This is a genomic window from Caballeronia sp. LZ035 (genome assembly GCF_031451175.1).
Taxonomy (GTDB): domain Bacteria; phylum Pseudomonadota; class Gammaproteobacteria; order Burkholderiales; family Burkholderiaceae; genus Caballeronia.
In genome coordinates this window covers 1,454,452-1,474,694 of sequence record NZ_JARUXS010000004.1, presented here as the reverse complement: position 1 = coordinate 1,474,694, position 20,243 = coordinate 1,454,452, and the positions used below count along the sequence as shown (strand labels likewise).

The window sequence follows — 20,243 nt, the reverse complement described above, 5'->3', positions numbered from 1 at the left end:
CGAACTGTCCAAAATTGTTGCTATTGAATTCAATAAGTCCGACGGAGCGGTACGTAGATACGGAGACGATTCTAGCACGCATGCCTCGGCGTCCCTCACATGCGGCACGCTGGCGATACCCTTGAGTGCCTCTTCCTGCCTCACCCCCGCACCCACTCCCCCAGCTTCTTCACCGCCCCTTCAATCTGCCCCGACCACGGATGCCCGAAGTTGATCCGCACGTAATTGCCATGTGCATGACGCGCGGAGAAGATCGGCCCTGGCGTCACGTTGACGCCGTGCTCCAGCCCGCGCCGGTGCAACTGCATCGCATCGACGTCCGCCGCCAGCCTGAGCCACAGAAAATAGCCGCCCTCCGGCCGCACGAACGACGCCTCGGGCGGCAACCATCGCGCAATCGCCGCTTCCATCGCGCCGCGTTGGGCGAGCAGGGCGCCCCGCAGCTTGCGCAGATGCCGGTCGAAGCCGCCATGCTGCAAATAATCGGCGATGCCCGCCTGAACCGGAATGCTCGTCGACAGCGTCGTCATCAGCTTGAGACGCCGCACCGCCTGCGCGTAGCGTCCCGCTGCGACCCAGCCAAGCCGGTAGCCCGGCGCGAGCGTCTTCGAGAACGACGCGCAGTGCATCACGAGGCCCTGAGTGTCGAACGCCTTCGCGGGCGGCGGCCGGTCCTGCGCAAAATGCAGCTCGCCGTAGACATCGTCTTCGATCAGCGGCACGTCGTGCTGCGTGAGCAGTTCAACCAGCGCGCGCTTCTTCGCGACCGACAACGTCACGCCGGTCGGGTTCTGAAAATTCGTCATGAACCAACACGCGCGCACCGGATGCCGGTCGAGCGCTTCGGCCAGCACGGCGAGATCCAGTCCTTCTTCAGGATCGACGGGAATCTCGACCGCCTGCAGGCCCAGATGCTCGATCGCCTGAAGCGCGGCATAGAAGCAGGGCGATTCGATCGCGACGACGTCGCCCGGTTTCGTCACGGCCATCAGGCAGAGCGTAAGCGCCTCCAGCGCGCCGTTCGTCACGATCAGCGTTTCCACCGGCTGCGCGATCCCCATGCCGACGTAGCGCAATGCAATCTGCTGCCGCAGCGTTTCATTGCCCGGCGGCATGTCGCCGACCGTGCTCCACGGATCGAGCCCGCGCGCCGCGTGGCCCAGCGACTTCGCGAGCCGCGCCAGCGGAAACAGTTGCGGCGCGGGGAACGCCGAGCCGAGGGGCGCCACATCGGGACGCTTGAGCGCGTCGAGCACGGAGAACACGAGGCTGCTGACGTCGATCGGCGCGGGTTCGGCAAGGACCGTCTGCACGTGCTCGACGCGCGGCGCATCCAGCATCGCGCCCGGCGCGACGTAATAGCCCGAGCGCTCGCGGGCGCGGATGAGCCCCCATTCCTCGAGCAGGTAATAGGCGCGGAAGACCGTCGACTGCCCGACGCCGTATTGCGTCGTCAGATGTCGTACCGAGGGCAGGCGGGCGCCGACAGGCAAGCGGCCCGCGCGGATCTCGGCGGCCATCGTGTCGGCCAGGGCCTGGTAGCGCTTCATCGCGTGTGTGCTCGGTTGGACGCGCATCGGCGGATGCGCGGCGCAGAATTGTCGCACGGCGGGTGCGGGGAATATCGCGGCGGGGTCGCGCGTTTGATGAAGGCGCGGCCCATGCGCCGCGCCCATTTTTTCAACTCGTCTGGAGGTGTGTCATGAAGTGCACCAGAATCGCCGCGATCGTTCTCGCCTTGCTCGCCGGTCTGCTCGCGGGGTGTCAGAGCGACGGCAGCGGCATGTCTCAGGGTTCGGCTTCGGGCAGCAGCAGCGGCCGATACTAGGCCCGCTGGTTCGCGCAGTGGACGCGGCCTGAAGGATAGAATCGGCGTTCCGCACTACGCTGCTCAGAGACGAAACGATGGACGCGAAGCACACCCGCAGCATCACCGACTGGCACGCCCACGTCTATTTCGATGCACACACCCGCGATGCCGCCTGGCATCTGCGGCTGGCCATCGAGGAGCATTTCTCCGCCCTGCTGCAAGGCGGCGGGTTGCGTCTGGGCCGCTTCCACGAGCGGCCGGTCGGACCGCATCCGCTATGGTCGTTCCAGCTCGCCTTCGGCGGCGAACTGCTCGCGCCGATGCTCGAATGGCTGACCCTCAACCACGGCGCGCTCGATGTCTTCATGCACCCCAATACCGGCGACGCACTGGCGGATCATCGCGATGCAGCGGTGTGGATCGGGCGTTCGCATGAACTGGTGTTGAAGTCGTTGGGCGGCTGAGTCTCTAGGCATCCCTTGCAAATGCAACAAAGGCGGGTCATGCCCGCCTTTGTCCGGTGTTTCGCGAAGTTTCGCGATGTCTCGAAACCCGCGCCGAGACTTACTTCTTCGCGCTAGCCGCCTTGGGCTGCACGGCGCGCACGACGGAGCCGCTGGCTACTTCCGCGTCGCTCTGCGCGGCGTCGACGACCTGTTTGGCGGCCTTCCTGGCAGCTTCATACGCGGAGTTGGCGGATTCCGTCGCGGCATCGATGGCGGATCGCCACGCATTCACCACGGCTTCGCTGCCGGCGGGCGCATGGCTGGCCAGGCTCTCGACAAAGGCCTGGACGTTGCGCTGCGATTTGCCGATCTGATCCTGCGTGGCCTCGATGTAGTCGCCGCGCACGCCCGCGGCGATTTCGTAGACCTGTGTCCAGTACGCCTGCGTACGCTGGGCGACGTCCTGCAGATTCTGGTTGTGCAGCGTGAAGAATTCCTGCGGACCGCGCGCCGAGAGCGCACGGACGACGAACGCCTGTTGTTCGTCGAGCGCGGTTCTGATGACGCGCGTGTTCAGATCGACCAGTTGTTCAAAGCCACCGACGGCTCGCGTGGCGAGACCAAACGTGGCGTCTACTCCTGCCTTCTGCGACTCGACTACCTTTTCCGGCGCAAGACTGCTCATTCTCGACTCCAGGTGGATTGATCCGTGATGGCGCGGGACGCGCACTGATGGGTGGATTGGTGCGGTGCAGCGAGCGACCCATTCTAATGAAACTGCTTCGCGTGTCAATTACGTGTTTCCCACCAGACATTAAACCATTCGGATATTCGTCAAAATAATCGGAGGGAAATAAGCAAATGCACGTGCGCGATTTAGACGGTTGATCACACATCACGTCGCACGATGGGCGCGCAAAACCGATCTTTGAAATCTGAACAATATTTCATCGGTAGAAAAAATATTCAGGCTTGTCCATAACGCACGCTCGTTCGAGCAATGCCTTGCCCGGCGGCGCTTTGGACGAAACTGCTGGTAAACACCTAAGCCAACTATTACCGAATGCGATGTTTCCCTAGTTGACGCATTGATGCCTGAATTGAAAAAATCACGCACCGCAGCAAACGAGGGAATGGCGTAATGCCGGGTAAGGAATTCGACGCAATTTGTGTCACCAGCCCGTCACTTTGCCTGTATAGGATTCACCCTCGCGCAAATCAGCCGGCGCTGAACGGCATATATATAAATCGAGAGACTTGAAGAAAATGGGGCGACATTCTCAAACCCTGGGCCACCTGGAACGCAGCGAAGAAGACAACGCACTGCGGCGCGCCATGGCCGCGCGTCTGGACCGGGCCATGCACAAGGCAAACATCAGTTCCGCAAAAGCAGCCAACTGGCTCGACGTGAGCGAGCACGACGTGCAATTCTGGCGTCGCGGCATCACGGTGCCGCCGCTGGCGGCGTTCAATCGCATCGCCAGGGCGCTCGACCTCGACGTGCACTGGCTGTGCACCGGTCAAAGCCATCAGGCTCAGCCTCCGGTTCACGCTCAGGCTCAGGTGCAAGCTCGGGCAGTCAACTGACCGCGCTGTCTCCGCCACATTTTCCGCATCATCACGCTTCCGGCGTCATGGGAGGCGCCGTCTGCCCGCGCCCGTGCAGCAGCACGGTGCCGATGCCGCTCGCCGCAATCACGCACATGCCGAACGCCATCCAGCCGTCCGGCACCTGACCGAACAGCAGCCAGCTGAAGAATGCCGCGAACGCCAACTGGCCATAAGAGAACGGCGTGAGCACGGCAAGCGGGGCGCGCCGTAGCGCCTGCAACATCAGCAACTGACCCACCGTCGCAAAGGTCGCCATCAATCCCACCAGCAGCCAGCTGCCGGGCCGCACGCGTGCAATCGCGGGCAGCGTCTCCGCCTGATCCATCCAGACGAGCACGCACAGCACCAGGGTCGCGACGAACGCGGTGAGGAAATTGGTGGTGATGGCGTCGTCGACCCGGGAGAGATGGCTGGAGATGACCTGGAAGCACGCGAAGGTCGTTGCCGAGCCGATCGGATAGACAATATTCCAGTTGAACTGGCTGCCGCCCGGGCGCACCACCAGCAGCATGCCGATGAAACCGAGCACGACCATCGCCCATTTGCTGCGCGGGACATGATCCTTCAACACGAGCGCGGCGAGCAGCGTGGAAATCAGCGGCGCCAGCATTGCGAGCGACGTGGTCACCGGCAGCGGCAGATGCCGCAAGGCCGCGAAGGTACACGCCGAATTGGTCAGCAGCAGCACTGCGCGCACGATCTGCAGCTTCACGCTGTCCGTGCGGAACAGGCCGAACGCGCCACGCCGCACCTGCCATACGCCCAGCACGACCATCTGGAACACATAACGGACCCACAGGAGCGCGAGCAGCGGAACCGCTGTGCCGATCACTTTCACCGTCGAGTCGCTGGCGGCGAAGGTCGTCGTGGTCAGGATCATGATGGCAATGCCGGCGCCGGTGCTCTCGGTATCAATGCGGTAACGCGCCTTGCTCTCCAGGCTTGCCATCGAGTGTCCGTGGGGTTGGACCGTCCTTCTCCGCTTCGCCGCGGATCTTGGAACGGGATTCGAAAAATGAATGGCCTTTCGGGCCTCACGTCATTTTCCAGTCATCGTATGAGGGCTGCAAGAAGGCAGTCATGTTCTTGAAGCCTTGTTGCGTGACGGTCACGAATCCAAAAAATTAACTAGACGGTTCGGACACGAATGCGATGCGGTCCGAATGCCGACTCAACGCGCGCGCAAATGCCGATCATGTCTGATGACGCTTCCGTCATTTTTCAGACTTCGACTAGATCAATCCTATTTCGCTGTCTCTACGATTCACGGGACGTCAGATGTCACGCAACCAGTCGATCAATAACAAAGTTGCTCGGCAAACATCTGGCGTAAGAAGCAGCGATATGGCACGCGAGCCGCGCGTGCCGATCGCACAGGAACTCACCCGTCCCAGTTGTGGAGCACACCATGCAGAAGCGCATTTCCGTCGCAGCCGCGATCTTGTCCGGAGCGTTCATCGCTCTGTCGTCGACGATCGCACAGGCCGCCGACGGCACCATCACCATCAACGGCGTCATCACCGACACCACTTGCTCGATCAACGGCAAGGCAAGCGGCGCGTCGGCCGATATCGCCGTGACCTTGCCGACCGTGACGGCCGGCTCGCTGGCGGCGGCCGGCGCGACAGCCGGCACGTCCAATCTCGGCGACATCAAGATGACGCTGAGTGGCTGCACGGGCACCGCGACCAAGGCCGTCGCCCGCTTCGAAAACGGCCCGACGGTGGATCAGTCGAGCGGCAATCTGGTGAACAAGGCCGCGACGACGCCGGCCACCAACCTTCAGGTCCGTCTGCTGAACGCAGGCATGCAGCCGATCAACATCCTGACGAACGCGAACAACGACCTGGCCACGAACGGCGCGACGATCGCCAGCGGCGCGGCCACGCTGAACTACTTCGCGCAGTATTACGCGACCGGCAAGGCCACGGCGGGCAACGTGACCACGTCGGCGCAATACACGATGACCTATCAGTAAATCGCGTCGCGGCAAGCAGCACCCGGGCGCGCGCGTGGGCGGCGCCCGGCATGAGTCAGTCAAAGCGTGGTCATGAAACAGGCAATCGACATGAACAGGAACAAGCGGCGCATCGCAGCGGCCGCGTGCCTCGTCATCGGCTTCGCGAGCGCGGCGGGCAGGGCGGGCGCGAGCGTGACGATCGGCGGCACGCGGGTGGTCTATCCGCTGGATCAGCGTGAAGTCACGGTTAAGCTGAACAACGACAGCCGCAGTCCTTCCCTGGTCCAGGTATGGATCGACGACGGCCGCGCCGACGCCGCGCCCGGCGAGATCAAGACGCCCTTCGTGATTACCCCGCCGATCTTCCGCATGGATGCGGGCAAGTCGCAGACGCTGCGGGTGATGTACGGCGGCGACGCGCTGCCGCAGGACCGCGAGTCGGTGTACTGGCTGAACGTGCTCGATGTTCCGCCGAAAGTGCAGCCCAAGGCCGATCAGAACACGCTGCAACTCGCCTACCGCACGCGCATCAAGGTGTTCGTGCGGCCGGTGAAGCTGCCGGGCGTGCCCGAGGATGCGCCGCGCGCGCTGGCCTGGAAGATCGTGCCCGCGCCGCAAGGCGGCGGCGACGCGCTCGCCGTCTCGAACCCGACCGCCTACTACGTGTCGTTCAGCGAACTCGGCGTGGAGGCGCAAGGCAGGCACTACAAGAACGAAATGGGCGGCATGGTCGCGCCGCGCGGTACTGAGATCATCGCGATGCCGCACATGAGCGGGGTGCATGCCGGCAAGGTCCATTACATGGCGATCAGCGATCTCGGCAGTCCCATCGAGGGCGATGCCGACGCCACCGATTAGTCATCCTCCGCGCTGCGGCTGAGCGCATCCCCGCCCGTCAACGGGTTCGAGTCCCGACACACGAGATCGACGCACAGCGCCGCCGGCGTGCGGCGGGCGCTCGCGTGCGCGCCGGACGTCGAGCCGACAAACATGGATTTGAAATTCGATGCAGGAGACATGCAGTGTGAAGCGGGGCACGTTGCGCCGGAGGCTTCGTTTGCACGCCCGGCACGGCGTGTTCACGCTGACGCCGGCGATGGCGCTGGTGCTGTCGTCATTCGCGGCCGCGGCAACGGAGCCGGCGGTTCCGGCGGAGCCGACCGTCGAGTTCGACACGACCTATCTGCGTGTCGATCCCCAGCGTGTCGATATCGCGCGGCTTGCCCGCAGCAACTATGTGTCGCCGGGCGTGTATCCGGTGGATGTCTGGATGAACGGCAACCGCGTCGTGCGCGATACGGTGCGCTTCCTCGAGCAGGGCCGCGACGTCAGCGCCGCGCCTTGCCTGACGCGCGGCATGCTGGAGCGGGCCGGCGTCGACTTCGCGAAGCTTGCCGGCGCACGAGAAACGCAGGCCGACTCGTGCATTGACCTGCGCGCGCTCGTGCCCGAGGCCGCCGTCGATTTCGACTTCGGCGAGCAGAAGCTCACGCTCTCGGTCCCGCAGAAATTCATGCGCAATCAGGCGCGCGGCTACGTGCCGCCCGAGCTATGGGACAAGGGCGTGAACGCGGCCTTCGTGAGCTATGGCGCGAACGTCTATCAGACGTCGAACGATGGCATGCATTCCACGCAGAGCTATCTCGGCCTGAACGCGGGCGTGAATCTCGGCGGATGGCATCTGCGGCATCAGTCGTCGCTGACTGCATCCACCAGTCAGCCGACCCAGTTCGACGACATCGCCACCTACGCCCAGCACGACGTGCCGCGCCTCCAGGCCCAGGTGACACTGGGGGAAAGCCAGACCACCGGCGACGTGTTCGACAGCGTCGCGTTTCGCGGCGCGCAGATCGCGACCGACGACCGCATGCTGCCGGAGTCGCTGCGCGGCTACGCGCCGGTGGTGCGCGGCACGGCTGCATCGAACGCACGCGTGACGGTGCGCCAGAACGGCCAGGTGATCTACGAGACGAGCGTGCCGCCCGGGCCGTTCGAAGTGCGCGACCTGTATCCGACGGGCTATGGCGGCAATCTGGATGTGACGGTCACGGAAGCCGACGGACGCAGCAAATCGTTCAGCGTGCCCTATGCGGCGGTGGCGCAGTCGCTGCGTCCGGGCACGATGCGCTTCGCGTTCACCGCAGGCCAGCTGCGCGACGACGCACTGCATTCGCTGCCCACCTTCACGCAATTCACGCTGCAGCGCGGCCTGACGAATCTCGTCACGGCGTACGGCGGCGCGATTGCGGCGAGCGGTTATGTGGCGGCGAACCTCGGCGCCGCGTTGAACACGACGCTGGGCGCGTTTGCCGCCGACGTGACCGCCGCGCGCACGGAGATTCCCGGCTACGGGACGATGAGCGGGCGCAGCATGCACATCGCCTACAGCAAGCTGATCGATTACTCCAATACCAACTTCACGCTCGGTGCGTACCGCTATTCCAGTTCGGGCTACCTGAGCTTTGCCGACGCGGCGCGCGCGCGCGACTATGCGATGAACGGCGGCACCGTGAGCGACCGTCAGCGCGGGCGTCTGCAACTGACGGTCAATCAGCCTTTGAAAAACTTTGGCACGGTCTTCGGCACGCTGACCTCGCAGAACTACTGGAACCGTTCGGGACACGACACGTTCTATCAGCTCGGCTATTCGAACAGCTTTCGCTACGGCAGCTATAGCGTGAGCGCGGGCCGCACGATCTCGACGGACGGCGAGACCTCGGACGAGATCATGGTGAGCGTGACGCTTCCGCTCGGCCGCTCGCCGCATGCGCCGCTGTTGAGCGTCAACCTGAACACGAGCGACGACGTCACCAGTCTTCAGGAAAGCGTGAGCGGCTCGGCCGGCGAGCGCAATGAGATGTCCTACAACCTCTACGGCGCGCAGACGCGCGGCAATGGCTCGAGCATCAGCGGCAACGGCGGCGCGAGCGGCGTCTATCGCGCGCCGTATGCGCAGATCACGGCCTCCGCGAGCGGCAGCGCGCACACGTCGCAGGTGTCGGCGGGCGTGAGCGGCTCGATCGTCGCGCATCCGGGCGGCGTGACCTTGTCGCAGACCGTCGGCGAGACCTTCGGGATCGTCGAGGCGCACGGCGCCGAAGGGGCGACGGTGGCCGGCACGTCGGGCACGAAGATCGACGGACGCGGCTATGCAGTCGTGCCGTTCCTGACGCCTTATGACATGAACACCATCGACATCGATCCGAAGGGCACGTCGCCGGATGTGGAATTCGAATCGACTTCGGATCAGGCGGCGCCGCACCTCGGTTCCATCGTGATGCTCAAGTACCGCACGATGACGGGTCGCGCGGTGCTGATCCGCGCGCCGCGCATCAACGGCGATTCGCTGCCGTTCGGTGCGGAAGTGTCGGACGGCAAAGGGCAGGTAGTGGGCGTCGTGGCGCAGGACAGCCGCATCTTCGCGCGGGGCATCGACGATCAAGGGAGCCTGGCGGTGACGTGGGGCGAGCGGGAGTCCGAGCGATGCATCGTGAGCTACACGTTGCCGCCACGAACGACGCAGAAGAACGCGCTGTATGCGTCGGTGGAGACGCATTGCATGGATGCGCCGGTGGCGGCGAGCACGGGATCGGGTCAGGTGAGCAAATGAACGATGTGCGGATGGCCTGCGGTCGATGCAGCCGCTTGGCTGGCTTGCTGGCGCTCATGGTGTCGATGGTGCACGCCGAAGCCGGGACGCTCACGTATCCGGCCTATGGGGTCCAGGTACTGAATGTTCCCGCGAGCCTTTCGGTTGGCCGGGATACGCCGGTTGGAACGACGCTCTGGCAGCTGATGAAGAATGCGGGAATCTCGGTCAGCGATGTCAGCTGTACGGTTCAGAAAGACGTCACGGTGACCGGAACACTCGTGCCAGGCTACACGAACATGTATCAGTCGGGTGTGGAGGGCATTGGCGTACGCCTCTACGTGACCAGTGAATACAAGGGACAACTCGTGGTGATTCCGGTGTCCCAGTCGTACTCGGTTCCTGTCAACGGCACGATGGAGAACGATGTCCGCGCGGACTTCATCGTGACAGGTCCCGTCAAGAGCGGGACCACCTCGAACCTGCCCTCCATGCAATTGAAATTTTCGGGCAGCTGTTTCACCACAGTGACCGCCACGCAGACGCTGACCGGCAACACGGCCGTCGCTGGCAACACCTGCAGCGTCACGACGCCCACGCTGACTTTCCCGTTGCCGCGAGCCTATTCGAAAGACCTCGCGAGCACCGGGGCGACCACGGGCGACACGGTCGTCCCGCTGAATATCGATTGCCCGGCGGGCGTCAAGATCGGCGTCACCCTCACCGATGCCGTGAATCCGGCAAACCGGTCTTCGACCTTGAGTCTTGCGCCAGGGTCGTCGGCGGCGGGCGTGGGGATGCAGATCATGAACGGCGCAACGGCCGTGTCCTTCGGGCCGGATTCGGCGGCGGCGGGGACGGTCAATCAATGGATCGCGGGGACATCGGCGGGCGGCGCGATACAGATCCCGCTCACGGCGCGCTATGTCCGCACGTCCAGCAAGCTGGTGCCGGGCAGTGTCAATGGCAAGGCTACTTTCACGATGTCGTATCAATGAGCGCGGCGCTTGTGAGCGGACTTGCTCTTTCCTCTTCGTTCAAGAGATCGGCCGTCCTTCTTGCCTGGACGCGCGCATGTGCGTCAGGACGAACGATGCTCGTCGGACTGCGCGCGATGCTGTGCATCGTGTCGATCGTCGCAGCTTTGCCAGCCCATGCAGGAACGCTTGCCTTTCCATCTACGGGCAGCATGCCGGTGTTGAGCTTTTCCGCCACTGTGTCCGCAGGTCGCGACACGGCTCCGGGAACGGCGCTTTCCCAAGCGTTCGGCAATGCGGGCCTTGCCGTGAGCGGCACCGACTGCACCATCACGCAGGACATCAGCGTGAACGGAACGCTCGTGCCGGGTTACACCAACGTCTATCAGACAGGGGTGCCTGGGATCGGCGTCCGCTTTTACATCACCGCCGGTTGGAACGGCGGCTGGACTGATGCTTCAAGCTCTCAATTCAACAAGACCGACGGCGGCACAGCCCACTACACCCGGGCGGACCTCGTCGTGACGGGGCCAGTGGGCGGCGGCACCACGAGCAACCTGCCTTCCATGTTCATCAAGTTCACCGGCAGTTGCATCGAGACCGTCACCGCCACGCAGACCCTGACCGGCAGCACGTCGGTCACGGGCAATGGTTGCAGCTTGACGACGCCCACGCTCGCTTTCACTTTGCCGAGGGCCTTCTCGAAGAATCTGCCCAGCATAGGCGCGACCACCGGCGACACTACGCTGTCGCTCGGTCTGAACTGCCCCGCAGGCGTGAAAGTCGGCATCACGGTCACGGATGCCGTCAATCCTGCGAACCGTTCGTCCAGCTTGAGTCTTGCGCCAGGGTCGTCGGCGGCGGGCGTCGGCGTGCAGATCGTGAACGGCGCAACGCTCGTGTCCTTCGGTCCGGATTCAGCCGTGGCGGGGACGGTGAATCAATGGATCGCCGGCACCTCGGCGGGCGGCGCGATGCAGGTGCCGCTCACGGCGCGGTACGTCCGCACGTCAAGCAAGCTGGTGCCGGGCAGCGTCAACGGCAAGGCCACTTTCACGATGTCGTATCAATGAGCGCCGGCCTGATCCCATCGAGGCATGCGGAACGTGCAATGAAATCCCTTTTGATCGCGCTCTCGAGGCGCTCGTGTGAATCCCTTCCAAAGTTCAAGCGCAACGCGGTCCGCCTGATCGCCATGATGCTTCCGGCCTGTCAGGCCATCGCGGGCACGCTCACGTTTCCAGCCGCCGGCAGCATGCCCGTGCTGAGCTTTCCGGCGAGCGTGTCGATCGGACGGGACACGGCCGTGGGGACCAATCTCGCAAGCGTGAGCGGTAACGCGGGCATTGCCACGAGCGGTGTCGACTGCACGATCCAGAAGGACGTCACGGTGAACGGAACGCTCGTGCCGGGCTACACGAACGTGTATGAGAGCGGCGTGCCGGGTCTCGGCGTGCGCTTCTACATCACGAGCAACTTCTCCGGCGGTCTGGCGGAGGCGCCGCTGTCGCAGTCGTTTTCTCGACCCGATGGCCGCGCCGTTCATTACACCAAGGCCGAACTCCTGGTCACCGGGCCCGTCAGCAGCGGCGTCACGGGCACTCTGCCGAGCATGAAGGTCAATTTCTCGGGCAGCTGTTTCGACACGGTGACGGCCATCCAGACCCTGACCGGCTCGACGACGGTCAGCGGCAACACCTGCAAGCTGCTGACGCACGCGTTGTACTTCCCGCTGCCCAATGCGTTGACGAGCGACCTCGCGAGCGAAGGGGACAGCACCGGCGACACGCTCGTGCCGATGGGACTGGATTGCCAGCCGGGCATCAAGGTCTACATCACGATGACGGACGCCATCGATCCGGGAAACCGCTCCACCGAACTGGCGCTCGCGCCGGGTTCGACGGCTGCGGGCGTGGGCATTGAAATCCTGAACGGCGCGGACCCGATTGCGTTCGGACCGGACTCGCAGGCGGCGGGGACGCTCAACCAATGGTCGGCGGGGACGTCGGCGGGCGGTCTGATGCAGATTCCGCTGGCGGCGCGCTACGTGCGCACCGCCGGCGCGCTGGTGCCCGGCAGTGTTCACGCCAAGGCGACTTTCACTCTGTCGTATCAATAGCGGGCGCACCGTTTTTGCCCGGCGATTGTTTCACGCTTTCTCCTTGCCATCATCGTCCGGGCGCCTAAACTTAAAGTAGTTTCTCAACATTATCGAGATGGAGACGTCGATGAGAACCAGAACCCGGGAAGTCGTGCGGATGCTCGCAACGCTCAGGCATTCCGCGCATTGCAGACGCTTGCGGGCGGCTTCGGCTGCGCAGGCCGCCCGCGATCTGGCGAACGAGGCGGCATCGGCGGACGCGCCCGAAGACGACGACCCCGCCGATTCCGCCACGGATACCGAAGGACCGCGCTCAGGCATCCATTGATGCCTTCAAACGCGTGCGGCATTCCGATACGGTGAAAAGCGCCAGTGTCCGCTGGCATCCTTGACGGCAATTGCGCCGTGTTCGTGCATCAGCTCGCCGATGGCAGCGGGCTTGATCTCGCCAGTGATGCGAATCACGAGCAAGGTGCGCTGCAGCAGCGCGGCGGCGGCTTCGGTGGGCAGCGGAGGCGCAGGCCTTGGCAAAGGCTCGTCAGGCGCGAAGCGATTGCGCGCAATCACGCCCTGATGCTCGCCGTGTGCAACATACTCGGCCTCGTCTTCATCGTGCGCAGGTTGCCATGGCGTGTCGATGTCGACCTCGCCGCGCCGTGCCTGATAAAGATGAGCGTCGTCGCGTCGCAGACCCGCGAGCTGCAATGCGCGAAGCGCTTCGTGTCCGTCGCGATAGGAACCGAACACACCTACTATGACCTGATTCATCGTCGCCCCCTGTGGATGGATCGTCTTCATGCGACCCGAGCTTCAGATGTCGTCGCGCGCTGCTTCAGGTGAGCAATCCGCGCTGGTGTAATCCTCATATGATCCGCAGCAACACCCGTTCCCGCATGACAGGTCTGAAAGGTGTTTTTCAGGGCGGGCCCCGCGAGATTTCACCGGGTTGCGACCCCACGGCCGATACCCTACAGTGGCAGTGCTTCCTGGCCAACATGGCGCGTCAGCCGACGCGTTTCCCGCGAGGTCCGAATGATTGCGAAAGCCTGCGCATTGACGATCTTGCTGGTGGCGCGTGCGGCGTCGGCAGCGCCGTGCTACAGCGATGGCGAGGTTGTGACACTCGAAGGCACGGCCACGCGGCAGGCACCGCATGAAGCGGACGGCTCGGCCAAGCCTGCATGGGTGCTCTCGCTGTCGACTCCGGTATGCGTGTCCAGCGCGGCTGCGGGACAAGGCGCGCGACAGCAGTCGACGGTATCGGCGGTACAGATCATCGACGCCACGCCGACCGAGAACGCCCGCATCCAGCTGACGGGCAAGCTCGTCACGGGCAATGTCAGCGGCTACTACGCGGTGCCTACCGCGATCTGGGTGCTCAAGGAGCGTGTGCTGTCGAAGCAGTGATGGCAGGGTGTTGCATCACCGTTGACGCAGGTCACTGCGTCAAGCGGCTTTCGCATGCGCGTGGAAGCGCCAGAAGGCCTCGACAACGACATGCAGCGGCTGTTGATCGAGCCTGCGTTCCTCTGCGAAGCGCATGATGGCGTCCAGCTGCTGGCCGGTGCAACGGAAAGCTGCGCGACGCGGCGCAGCCTGATTTTTCTTGTACGTGTTCATGGCAATCCTTTTTCCAGGACCTTCCCCCGACAGGGCAGGATCGTTCAACGGGGCGACCCGTGAGCGCGCTGCCTTCTGCCTCGCATTGAACCGTAGCGGCGGCGCGCCTACCGGCTGTTGCCGCACATAGCCGCCAGGATGTTTTGTCAAGCGCAATGAGCGGGCCTGACCTGCTCAAGAAAAAGCTTTCGGAATGGAATAAACCTTTCGGTTCTCGCGTTCAGCAAGAGGGAATCGTGGAGGACATACAGGCCGTGAGCGTCGATCAATACGCGCATCAGGAACTCGTGCATATCGGGCGAATGATTGCTGAACTGGCGCGCGTCGCGACGAGCGGACGCCGCGTGCCGGCGCACCCTGCGGTGATGCGGCAGGAATACTGGCGGCGCCGTATCGACGCATTGATCGACGCCACTGCCAACGAGCCCTTGCGGCGCGATGCCGTCGCATTGCGCGAGCGTCTGGCGGATGTCTTCGCGGTTTCGGCAAGACCGGTCACGGGGGACGGGGGTCAAGCCGCTCGGGAGACCAGACGGGAAGAATGAAGTGAACATGCGTACGGCGGCGCGTGCCGCCGTACGCATCCAGACACGTCAATGGGTCTGCTCGACCGGCGTGAGGTCAATCTCGACCTTCTGCGTGCCGCGCAGCACGGCCACCTTCACGAGCTTGTCGATGCGCGACGCATCCAGCGTCCGCTGCAAGCCGTCGACGCTGTCCACGGCGATGCCATCCACTTCGACGATGCGATCGCCCGTCCGCAAACCACCCATTGCAGCCGGACTGCCCTTGACGATTTCCATCACATGCACGCCGCTCGTCGACGACAGCCCGAAGTATCGCTGCACGCGCCGCGAGATGGGCGTGGTCGTGCCCGCCACGCCGATATACGCGCGCCGCACGCGTCCGTGCGTGAAGATCTGCATGATGACCCACTTGGCCGAATCGATTGCGGTGGCGAAGGAAATGGCCTGTGCGCCGGAGATGATGGCCGTGTTGACGCCGATCACCTGTCCCGCCGAATTGATGAGCGGCCCGCCCGAATTGCCCGGATTGAGCGCGGCGTCGGTCTGGATCACATCGTGGATCAAGCGGCCGGAGGTGGAGCGCAATGAGCGCCCGAGCGCGGACACGACACCGGTGGTGACTGTCTGCGCGAGGCCCAGCGGATTGCCCACCGCGATGGCGATCTGCCCGACCCGCAAGCTGCCTGAATCGCCCAGTTCCACATGCGGCAGCGGCTCGGGCGAACCGATGCGCAGCACCGCGAGATCGCTGGCGGGATCGTCGCCAACGAGGTCGGCGTCGAAACGCGTGCCGTCCGCGAGCGTGACGACGAGATGCGTGGCGCCGTGTACGACGTGGCTATTGGTCAGCAGATAACCGTCAGGCGTGAAGATGAAACCCGAGCCCGTGCCGCCCGCCTGGCGGCGCGTGCCGCGCGGGTCGGCAAGCTCGCGTTCCACCGAAATGAACACGACCGCCTGCTGCACGCGTTCGAGCGCGCCGATCACCGTGCGCGAATAGGCGTCGAGCAGGCCGGTGTCGTCGAGCGGCGCGGCGGGTGTGGATGACGCGGGTGACGGGGCAGCGTGCGGCACGCGCCCGAGGTCGTCGATGAATTGTGGCCGGCTTCCCATGTTGGCATGACTCCAGATGTCTGGATGCGGACATGCGGGCCACGCCAGCCGATTTCAAGAGATAGTTGCGTTCGCAATTAAACGCATCGGACCGAGCGTTTCGACGATGCGGCGCTGGGCGTCGTCGCGTACGAACAGCGAGCCCGCGAACCCAAGCGCGTTCACCGCCACGCCCTGCACGTCCGGCACGCTACGCGGCACGGCCAGCATCCAGCGGCGCGTGACCAGCAAGTTGTAGGGCGCACTCTGCCGCGCGACCCCTGCGACGTCGATCCGCTCGACGCCGATGGTCTTCAGCAATTGCAGATACACGGCGTGGGCGTGGGCGGGATCGTCGTCGGCGAGCCAGGCGGCCGCGTGCCTGAACGCAAGCTGCGGCGCCTGGAAGACCGCATTCGTGCGCGCGGCTTCGATGAACGGTTCAACAGGCAGGGCGTGGCCGTCGAACGGCAACGGCACCAGTTGCAGATGCTTGTGCGGCTGGCTCGAGCCGGCGATCGTGCCGCCGTTGTAGAAGCCCAGCGCGTCGACGCGCGCGAGACACGCGAACAGCGCGGCAAAATCGCTTTCGTCGATGAGCGACTGCTGCGCTTCGAACGCATTCGTCACGACGAGCAGATGATGCGCAAGCACGTTGAACTTGTTGAGCAGCAGAAAATGCCTGGCGCCGATGTCGCCGACCCGCAGCGCCGCCTCGCACGGCGAGAACGGATCGCGCTTCGCACCTGCCGGCGTGGCCGAGCGCGTCGCGGCTTCCTCCTTGCGCCGGAGGTTCGCCGCCTGCCGGATCAGGAAACGCACGCCGCCGTCTTCGATCACGCTCAGCGCGGTGTCGAAGGAGCGCAGCGCGCCGCAGGCGAGCGCGCGTTCCGTCTGCGCGACAACGTCCTGCCATGAAGGGGCGTCCGGAAGCGCGAGGTTCCGTGGGTGTGTGGGCATGCGGAACATCGTCGCACAGGCGAGCGTGGCGTGCAGCGTCGAAAAGCGGTCATTTTGATGCGCTAAGATTTGCCACCGGGCACGGGTCGGCCCACTCGAAAGCCGAATGACCCAAAGAACAAACGACCGTTCACAAACCGAGGAAGAATAAGCCGATGCGCCGTGTGGTCTTCAATCAAAAGGGTGGGGTGGGCAAGTCCACCATCGTCTGCAATCTGGCGGCCATCAGCGCGTCGCGCGGCCTGCGCACGCTCGTCATCGATCTCGATCCGCAAGGCAATGCCAGCCAGTATCTGCTCGGCAAGCAAGCCGGCGAGGCCCAGCCGAATCTCGCCAGTTTCTTCGAGTCCGCGCTGAGCTACAGCTTCCGCGAGCCCGCCTTCGAGTCCTTCATTCATCAAACGCCGTTCGAGCATCTCGACATCGTGCCGTCGCACCCGACTCTCGACGCGCTGCAAGGCAAGCTCGAATCGCGCTACAAGATCTACAAGCTGCGTGACGCACTGAGGAATCTCGAACACTACGACGCCGTGTACATCGACACGCCGCCCGCGCTCAATTTCTTCACGCGTTCCGCGCTGATCGCGGTGGAGCGCTGCCTGATTCCCTTCGATTGCGACGACTTCTCGCGTCGCGCGCTCTATTCGGTGCTCGAGAACGTGCAGGAGATCCGTCACGATCACAACCCGGACCTGAGCGTGGAAGGCATCGTCATCAACCAGTTCCAGCCGCGCGCGAGCCTGCCGCAGCAACTCGTCGACGAACTGCGCGGCGAGGACTTGCCGGTGCTCAATTCACATCTGTCCTCGTCCGTGAAGATTCGCGAGAGCCATCAGCACGCGCGGCCGATGATCTACCTCGAACCGCGTCACAAGCTCGCGCAGGAATATGTGGCCCTGCATGAGGAACTGAACGGCTGAAGCGTCGTGGGTGGTCATGACGCCGCAGGGGAATAAAAACCGTGCGTGCACGTTCATGCAGAGAACAGGGCGCAATCGTCGCGCCTCTTCTTCTCGCTGGATCACGCACATGACTTATCTTCCCGCCGCGGCCGCAGCCGTCACGCACGGTTCTCTTTCCACCGAAAGCCTGTCCGGCATGGTGGCTTTCGTGCGGGCGGCCGAAACCGGCAGCTTCGTGGCGGCGGGCCGCGCGCTGGGGCTGTCGGCGTCGGCAGTGGGCAAGAGCGTGATGCGGCTGGAGGCGAAGCTCGGCGTGCAACTGCTCAACCGCACGACGCGCCGCATCGGCCTCACGCACGAAGGCGCCCGCTTCTTCGCGCGCTGCAAGCGCATGCTCGCCGACCTCGAAGACGCCGAGAACGAGTTGTTCCATTCCACCGCCTCGCCGCGTGGACGCCTGCGCATCAGCGCGCCGTCGCTCGGCGGCCGGCTGTTACTGCCGCTCGTGCCCGAGTTCAGGCGGCGTTATCCGGACATCGAACTGGAAATCGACTTCAGCGACCGTCTGGTGGACGTCACGCAGGAAGGCTATGACGCGGTCATCCGCACCGGGCGTCTCGCCGATTCGCAATTGCTCGCGCGTCCGCTCGCTCAGTACGGCCCGGTGATCGTGGCTTCACCCGCGTATCTGTCGGCACACGGCGAGCCTGCGACGCCCGAGGACCTCGCGGGCCACGCCTGCATCCGCTTCCGCTCCCCGGCAAGTGGCCGGCCCGAGCCGTGGCGCTTCGCCCGCGACGATCACAGCTATGCGCTCGATCCCCACGCCATCCTCGCCTTCAACGACATGGAAGCGGTGCTGGCGGCCTGCATCGCGGGACTGGGTCTCGCGTGCGTGCCCGATTTTGTCGCGAAGCATGCGCTGGAGGCGGGCTTGTTGCGGACGGTGCTCGCCGCGCATGTGAGCACGGAAGGGACCTTCCAGATCGTGTGGCCGCAGAGCCGTCATGAAGCGCCGCGGCTGCGCGCGTTCATCGATCATGTGGCGGCGCGCCTCGGGGGCTTGCCGTCGCACGGTGCGCGCGTCCGTGCGGCATGAGGCACGGAAAGGCCGCTTTCAGCCGATGACGCGTCGCCCGAGCGGCGTTTCCGGCGTCGGATAACCGGCTTGCCTGAAGGTCTCGATGATCGCGCGATTGGTGTCGAAATAGACCTGCCAGTAATCGCTCGTGTTGGTGTAAGGGCGCACGCACAGCAACGGGCCTTCGGGCGTGAACGACAGCACTTCCACGTCCGGCGGCGGCGTCGTCGCGACGTTCGGAATCCGGGCGACGGCTTCCTTCAGCCGCGCGATGGCGTCGAGCGGATCGACGCCGTTCGCGATCTTGGCCGTCAGCTCCACGCGGCGGTGCGGCAACTGGCTGAAGTTCCAGATGGTGTCGGAGAAGATCTTGTTGTTGCCGATGATGGCCGCGACGTTGTCGGGCGTCGTGATGGTCGTGCCGAACAGGCCCAGTTCGGTGACGGTGCCGGTGACGCCGCCCGCCGTCACGAAGTCGCCGACCTTGAAGGGCCGCAGCACCTGCATGAAGATGCCGGCGGCGAAGTGCGCGAGCAGCCCGCCCCAGGCCGTGCCGATCGCGAGTCCCAGACCCGCGAGCAGCGCCGCGAACGAGGTGGTCTGGACGCCGAAGATCTGCAGGATGGCGAGGACCAGCAGCAGGTTGAGAATGACGCCGACGATAGAGCCGAGGTAATGGGCAAGCGTCGGATCGACGCGACCGTTGCGCGACAGCAGCTTGCGGATGCCGCCAGTGACGAGACTGATGAGCCAGCGCCCGATGATCCACAGCACGATGGCGCCGACGACCATGATCGCCAGATCGACGCCGCGCGTCATGATGAAAACACGTACCGTATCGAGGTTCATTTTCTTGTTCTCGGGTGGCGCTTCGTGGAAGAAACACGGGTTCGCGGTGGTGCGGCCGCGTGGCACACGAGTTATAGGTGACACTCCCGGTCATGGCAAGAGTTACGCTTTATGCCGATTTAATCGGAAGAATTGACCTCTTCGGCGAAACAATCAGGTCCATTCCGTTTCGGCGGCATCCGGATCGCGCAACGTCAGGCCGGAGGCAGGCAAGGGCAGCGCGGTCTTGTAGCGCACCTGTTTCAGCGCAAAGCTGGAGCGGATGTTCGAGACGCCCGGCAGGGTCGTCAGGCGTTCCAGGATGAAACGCTCCAGCGCGGCGATGTCCGGCAGCACCACGCGCAACAGATAGTCCGCATCGCCCGTCATCAGATAGCACTCCATCACCTCGGGACGTTCGCTGATCGCCTGCTCGAAGCGCGCCAGCGCGTCCTTGACCTGTTTTTCCAGACTGACCTGAATAAACACGTTGATCGAGAGGCCGAGTGCTTCCGGATCGAGCAGCGTGACATGCTGGCGGAACAGCCCGGCCTTCTCCAGTGCGCGCACGCGGTTGAAGCAGGGCGTGGCCGAGAGATTCACCGCCCGCGCCAGCTCGGCATTGGTGATGCGCGCGTTGTGCTGCAACTGGTTCAGGATGCCGATGTCGATGCGGTCAAGGCGTTGCCGGGCTGTCGTGCTCATGGTCGATAAATTCCGGTTTCGGGCGGTTTGCAAG

The 20,243-nt window shown here is 64.3% G+C and carries 23 protein-coding genes; 15 read left to right on the top strand and 8 right to left on the bottom strand.

Annotation, left to right across the window (positions count from 1 at the left end):
• Positions 1-140: 140 nt before the first annotated feature.
• Positions 141-1,550 (bottom strand): PLP-dependent aminotransferase family protein, encoded by a 1,410-nt coding sequence (locus QCE88_RS37220; protein ID WP_309910633.1) that lies wholly within the window; start codon positions 1,548-1,550, stop codon positions 141-143.
• Between the two features lie 152 nt (positions 1,551-1,702).
• On the opposite strand from QCE88_RS37220, the gene QCE88_RS37215 reads away from it, so the two are divergent.
• Together QCE88_RS37215 and QCE88_RS37210 are read left to right on the top strand one after the other, a co-directional pair.
• Positions 1,703-1,828 (top strand): hypothetical protein, encoded by a 126-nt coding sequence (locus QCE88_RS37215; protein ID WP_309910632.1) that lies wholly within the window; start codon positions 1,703-1,705, stop codon positions 1,826-1,828.
• A gap of 77 nt (positions 1,829-1,905) precedes the next feature.
• Positions 1,906-2,274, top strand: coding sequence for a DOPA 4,5-dioxygenase family protein (locus tag QCE88_RS37210; RefSeq protein WP_309910630.1), 369 nt, complete (start codon positions 1,906-1,908; stop codon positions 2,272-2,274).
• A gap of 100 nt (positions 2,275-2,374) precedes the next feature.
• Here the strand turns inward: QCE88_RS37210 and phaP are convergent, their stop codons facing one another.
• On the bottom strand, positions 2,375-2,941 hold the full coding sequence (gene phaP, locus QCE88_RS37205; RefSeq protein ID WP_309910628.1) for a TIGR01841 family phasin: 567 nt from the start codon (positions 2,939-2,941) through the stop codon (positions 2,375-2,377).
• A 581-nt stretch (positions 2,942-3,522) separates the two neighbouring features.
• Here phaP and QCE88_RS37200 point away from each other — a divergent pair.
• Entirely contained in the window at positions 3,523-3,843 is a 321-nt protein-coding gene (locus QCE88_RS37200) for an XRE family transcriptional regulator (protein WP_309911039.1), read from the top strand.
• A gap of 31 nt (positions 3,844-3,874) precedes the next feature.
• Here the strand turns inward: QCE88_RS37200 and QCE88_RS37195 are convergent, their stop codons facing one another.
• Positions 3,875-4,816, bottom strand: a complete 942-nt coding sequence (locus tag QCE88_RS37195; RefSeq protein ID WP_309910627.1) for a DMT family transporter — start codon at positions 4,814-4,816, stop codon at positions 3,875-3,877.
• Between the two features lie 459 nt (positions 4,817-5,275).
• Here QCE88_RS37195 and QCE88_RS37190 point away from each other — a divergent pair, with 459 nt between their 5' ends.
• From QCE88_RS37190 to QCE88_RS37160, 7 genes are all read left to right on the top strand, one after another.
• On the top strand, positions 5,276-5,845 hold the full coding sequence (locus QCE88_RS37190) for a fimbrial protein (protein WP_309910626.1): 570 nt from the start codon (positions 5,276-5,278) through the stop codon (positions 5,843-5,845).
• 90 nt (positions 5,846-5,935) lie between these two features.
• On the top strand, positions 5,936-6,685 hold the full coding sequence (locus QCE88_RS37185) for a fimbria/pilus periplasmic chaperone (RefSeq protein WP_309910625.1): 750 nt from the start codon (positions 5,936-5,938) through the stop codon (positions 6,683-6,685).
• Between the two features lie 199 nt (positions 6,686-6,884).
• On the top strand, positions 6,885-9,437 hold the full coding sequence (locus QCE88_RS37180) for a fimbria/pilus outer membrane usher protein (RefSeq protein ID WP_309910624.1): 2,553 nt from the start codon (positions 6,885-6,887) through the stop codon (positions 9,435-9,437).
• The gene (locus QCE88_RS37175) at positions 9,434-10,414 is read left to right on the top strand and encodes a fimbrial protein (RefSeq protein WP_309910623.1); all 981 of its coding nucleotides are present in this window, start codon (positions 9,434-9,436) and stop codon (positions 10,412-10,414) included. The genes QCE88_RS37180 and QCE88_RS37175 overlap by 4 nt, the downstream gene beginning before the upstream one ends.
• A 95-nt stretch (positions 10,415-10,509) precedes the next feature.
• Positions 10,510-11,466, top strand: a complete 957-nt coding sequence (locus QCE88_RS37170; RefSeq protein ID WP_309910622.1) for a fimbrial protein — start codon at positions 10,510-10,512, stop codon at positions 11,464-11,466.
• A 38-nt stretch (positions 11,467-11,504) separates the two neighbouring features.
• Positions 11,505-12,512 carry a fimbrial protein gene (locus QCE88_RS37165; RefSeq protein ID WP_309910621.1) on the top strand — a complete coding sequence of 336 codons (1,008 nt, stop codon included), beginning with the start codon at positions 11,505-11,507 and terminating at the stop codon, positions 12,510-12,512.
• A gap of 109 nt (positions 12,513-12,621) precedes the next feature.
• Complete coding sequence (locus QCE88_RS37160; RefSeq protein WP_309910620.1) at positions 12,622-12,822, top strand: hypothetical protein; 201 nt, start codon at positions 12,622-12,624, stop codon at positions 12,820-12,822.
• Between the two features lie 5 nt (positions 12,823-12,827).
• Here the strand turns inward: QCE88_RS37160 and QCE88_RS37155 are convergent, their stop codons facing one another.
• Complete coding sequence (locus tag QCE88_RS37155) at positions 12,828-13,262, bottom strand: hypothetical protein (protein WP_309910619.1); 435 nt, start codon at positions 13,260-13,262, stop codon at positions 12,828-12,830.
• Between the two features lie 264 nt (positions 13,263-13,526).
• On the opposite strand from QCE88_RS37155, the gene QCE88_RS37150 reads away from it, so the two are divergent.
• The 3 genes from QCE88_RS37150 (at position 13,527) to QCE88_RS37140 (ending at position 14,659) form a co-directional block, all read left to right on the top strand.
• Positions 13,527-13,901, top strand: a complete 375-nt coding sequence (locus QCE88_RS37150) for a hypothetical protein (RefSeq protein ID WP_309910618.1) — start codon at positions 13,527-13,529, stop codon at positions 13,899-13,901.
• A gap of 21 nt (positions 13,902-13,922) precedes the next feature.
• Positions 13,923-14,177, top strand: a complete 255-nt coding sequence (locus QCE88_RS37145) for a hypothetical protein (RefSeq protein ID WP_309910617.1) — start codon at positions 13,923-13,925, stop codon at positions 14,175-14,177.
• A 191-nt stretch (positions 14,178-14,368) separates the two neighbouring features.
• Positions 14,369-14,659 carry a hypothetical protein gene (locus tag QCE88_RS37140; RefSeq protein WP_309910616.1) on the top strand — a complete coding sequence of 97 codons (291 nt, stop codon included), beginning with the start codon at positions 14,369-14,371 and terminating at the stop codon, positions 14,657-14,659.
• Between the two features lie 48 nt (positions 14,660-14,707).
• Here QCE88_RS37140 and QCE88_RS37135 read toward each other — a convergent pair whose 3' ends face one another.
• Both QCE88_RS37135 and QCE88_RS37130 read right to left on the bottom strand, forming a co-directional pair.
• Complete coding sequence (locus QCE88_RS37135) at positions 14,708-15,754, bottom strand: trypsin-like peptidase domain-containing protein (RefSeq protein ID WP_309910615.1); 1,047 nt, start codon at positions 15,752-15,754, stop codon at positions 14,708-14,710.
• Between the two features lie 54 nt (positions 15,755-15,808).
• Positions 15,809-16,693: a phosphorylase gene (locus tag QCE88_RS37130; protein ID WP_309910614.1), complete on the bottom strand. Its 885-nt coding sequence runs from the start codon at positions 16,691-16,693 to the stop codon at positions 15,809-15,811.
• 155 nt (positions 16,694-16,848) lie between these two features.
• Between QCE88_RS37130 and QCE88_RS37125 the strand changes: the two genes are divergently transcribed.
• Together QCE88_RS37125 and QCE88_RS37120 are read left to right on the top strand one after the other, a co-directional pair.
• Positions 16,849-17,613: a ParA family protein gene (locus tag QCE88_RS37125; RefSeq protein ID WP_309910612.1), complete on the top strand. Its 765-nt coding sequence runs from the start codon at positions 16,849-16,851 to the stop codon at positions 17,611-17,613.
• Between the two features lie 178 nt (positions 17,614-17,791).
• Positions 17,792-18,694 carry a LysR family transcriptional regulator gene (locus QCE88_RS37120; RefSeq protein ID WP_309911038.1) on the top strand — a complete coding sequence of 301 codons (903 nt, stop codon included), beginning with the start codon at positions 17,792-17,794 and terminating at the stop codon, positions 18,692-18,694.
• An 18-nt stretch (positions 18,695-18,712) separates the two neighbouring features.
• Here the strand turns inward: QCE88_RS37120 and QCE88_RS37115 are convergent, their stop codons facing one another.
• Complete coding sequence (locus QCE88_RS37115) at positions 18,713-19,525, bottom strand: mechanosensitive ion channel family protein (protein WP_309910611.1); 813 nt, start codon at positions 19,523-19,525, stop codon at positions 18,713-18,715.
• 153 nt (positions 19,526-19,678) lie between these two features.
• Positions 19,679-20,209: an Lrp/AsnC family transcriptional regulator gene (locus tag QCE88_RS37110; protein ID WP_309910610.1), complete on the bottom strand. Its 531-nt coding sequence runs from the start codon at positions 20,207-20,209 to the stop codon at positions 19,679-19,681.
• Positions 20,210-20,243 lie beyond the last annotated feature (34 nt).

What these genes read in the sequence shown, in the direction of transcription:
- QCE88_RS37220 (WP_309910633.1), bottom strand. Translation starts at nt 1,550, where the DNA reads ATGAAGCGCTACCAGGCCCTGGCCGACACGATGGCCGCCGAGATCCGC.
- QCE88_RS37215 (WP_309910632.1), top strand. Translation starts at nt 1,703, where the DNA reads ATGAAGTGCACCAGAATCGCCGCGATCGTTCTCGCCTTGCTCGCCGGT.
- QCE88_RS37210 (WP_309910630.1), top strand. Translation starts at nt 1,906, where the DNA reads ATGGACGCGAAGCACACCCGCAGCATCACCGACTGGCACGCCCACGTC.
- phaP (WP_309910628.1), bottom strand. Translation starts at nt 2,941, where the DNA reads ATGAGCAGTCTTGCGCCGGAAAAGGTAGTCGAGTCGCAGAAGGCAGGA.
- QCE88_RS37200 (WP_309911039.1), top strand. Translation starts at nt 3,523, where the DNA reads ATGGGGCGACATTCTCAAACCCTGGGCCACCTGGAACGCAGCGAAGAA.
- QCE88_RS37195 (WP_309910627.1), bottom strand. Translation starts at nt 4,816, where the DNA reads ATGGCAAGCCTGGAGAGCAAGGCGCGTTACCGCATTGATACCGAGAGC.
- QCE88_RS37190 (WP_309910626.1), top strand. Translation starts at nt 5,276, where the DNA reads ATGCAGAAGCGCATTTCCGTCGCAGCCGCGATCTTGTCCGGAGCGTTC.
- QCE88_RS37185 (WP_309910625.1), top strand. Translation starts at nt 5,936, where the DNA reads ATGAACAGGAACAAGCGGCGCATCGCAGCGGCCGCGTGCCTCGTCATC.
- QCE88_RS37175 (WP_309910623.1), top strand. Translation starts at nt 9,434, where the DNA reads ATGAACGATGTGCGGATGGCCTGCGGTCGATGCAGCCGCTTGGCTGGC.
- QCE88_RS37170 (WP_309910622.1), top strand. Translation starts at nt 10,510, where the DNA reads ATGCTCGTCGGACTGCGCGCGATGCTGTGCATCGTGTCGATCGTCGCA.
- QCE88_RS37165 (WP_309910621.1), top strand. Translation starts at nt 11,505, where the DNA reads ATGAAATCCCTTTTGATCGCGCTCTCGAGGCGCTCGTGTGAATCCCTT.
- QCE88_RS37160 (WP_309910620.1), top strand. Translation starts at nt 12,622, where the DNA reads ATGAGAACCAGAACCCGGGAAGTCGTGCGGATGCTCGCAACGCTCAGG.
- QCE88_RS37155 (WP_309910619.1), bottom strand. Translation starts at nt 13,262, where the DNA reads ATGAATCAGGTCATAGTAGGTGTGTTCGGTTCCTATCGCGACGGACAC.
- QCE88_RS37150 (WP_309910618.1), top strand. Translation starts at nt 13,527, where the DNA reads ATGATTGCGAAAGCCTGCGCATTGACGATCTTGCTGGTGGCGCGTGCG.
- QCE88_RS37135 (WP_309910615.1), bottom strand. Translation starts at nt 15,754, where the DNA reads ATGGGAAGCCGGCCACAATTCATCGACGACCTCGGGCGCGTGCCGCAC.
- QCE88_RS37130 (WP_309910614.1), bottom strand. Translation starts at nt 16,693, where the DNA reads ATGCCCACACACCCACGGAACCTCGCGCTTCCGGACGCCCCTTCATGG.
- QCE88_RS37125 (WP_309910612.1), top strand. Translation starts at nt 16,849, where the DNA reads ATGCGCCGTGTGGTCTTCAATCAAAAGGGTGGGGTGGGCAAGTCCACC.
- QCE88_RS37120 (WP_309911038.1), top strand. Translation starts at nt 17,792, where the DNA reads ATGGTGGCTTTCGTGCGGGCGGCCGAAACCGGCAGCTTCGTGGCGGCG.
- QCE88_RS37115 (WP_309910611.1), bottom strand. Translation starts at nt 19,525, where the DNA reads ATGAACCTCGATACGGTACGTGTTTTCATCATGACGCGCGGCGTCGAT.
- QCE88_RS37110 (WP_309910610.1), bottom strand. Translation starts at nt 20,209, where the DNA reads ATGAGCACGACAGCCCGGCAACGCCTTGACCGCATCGACATCGGCATC.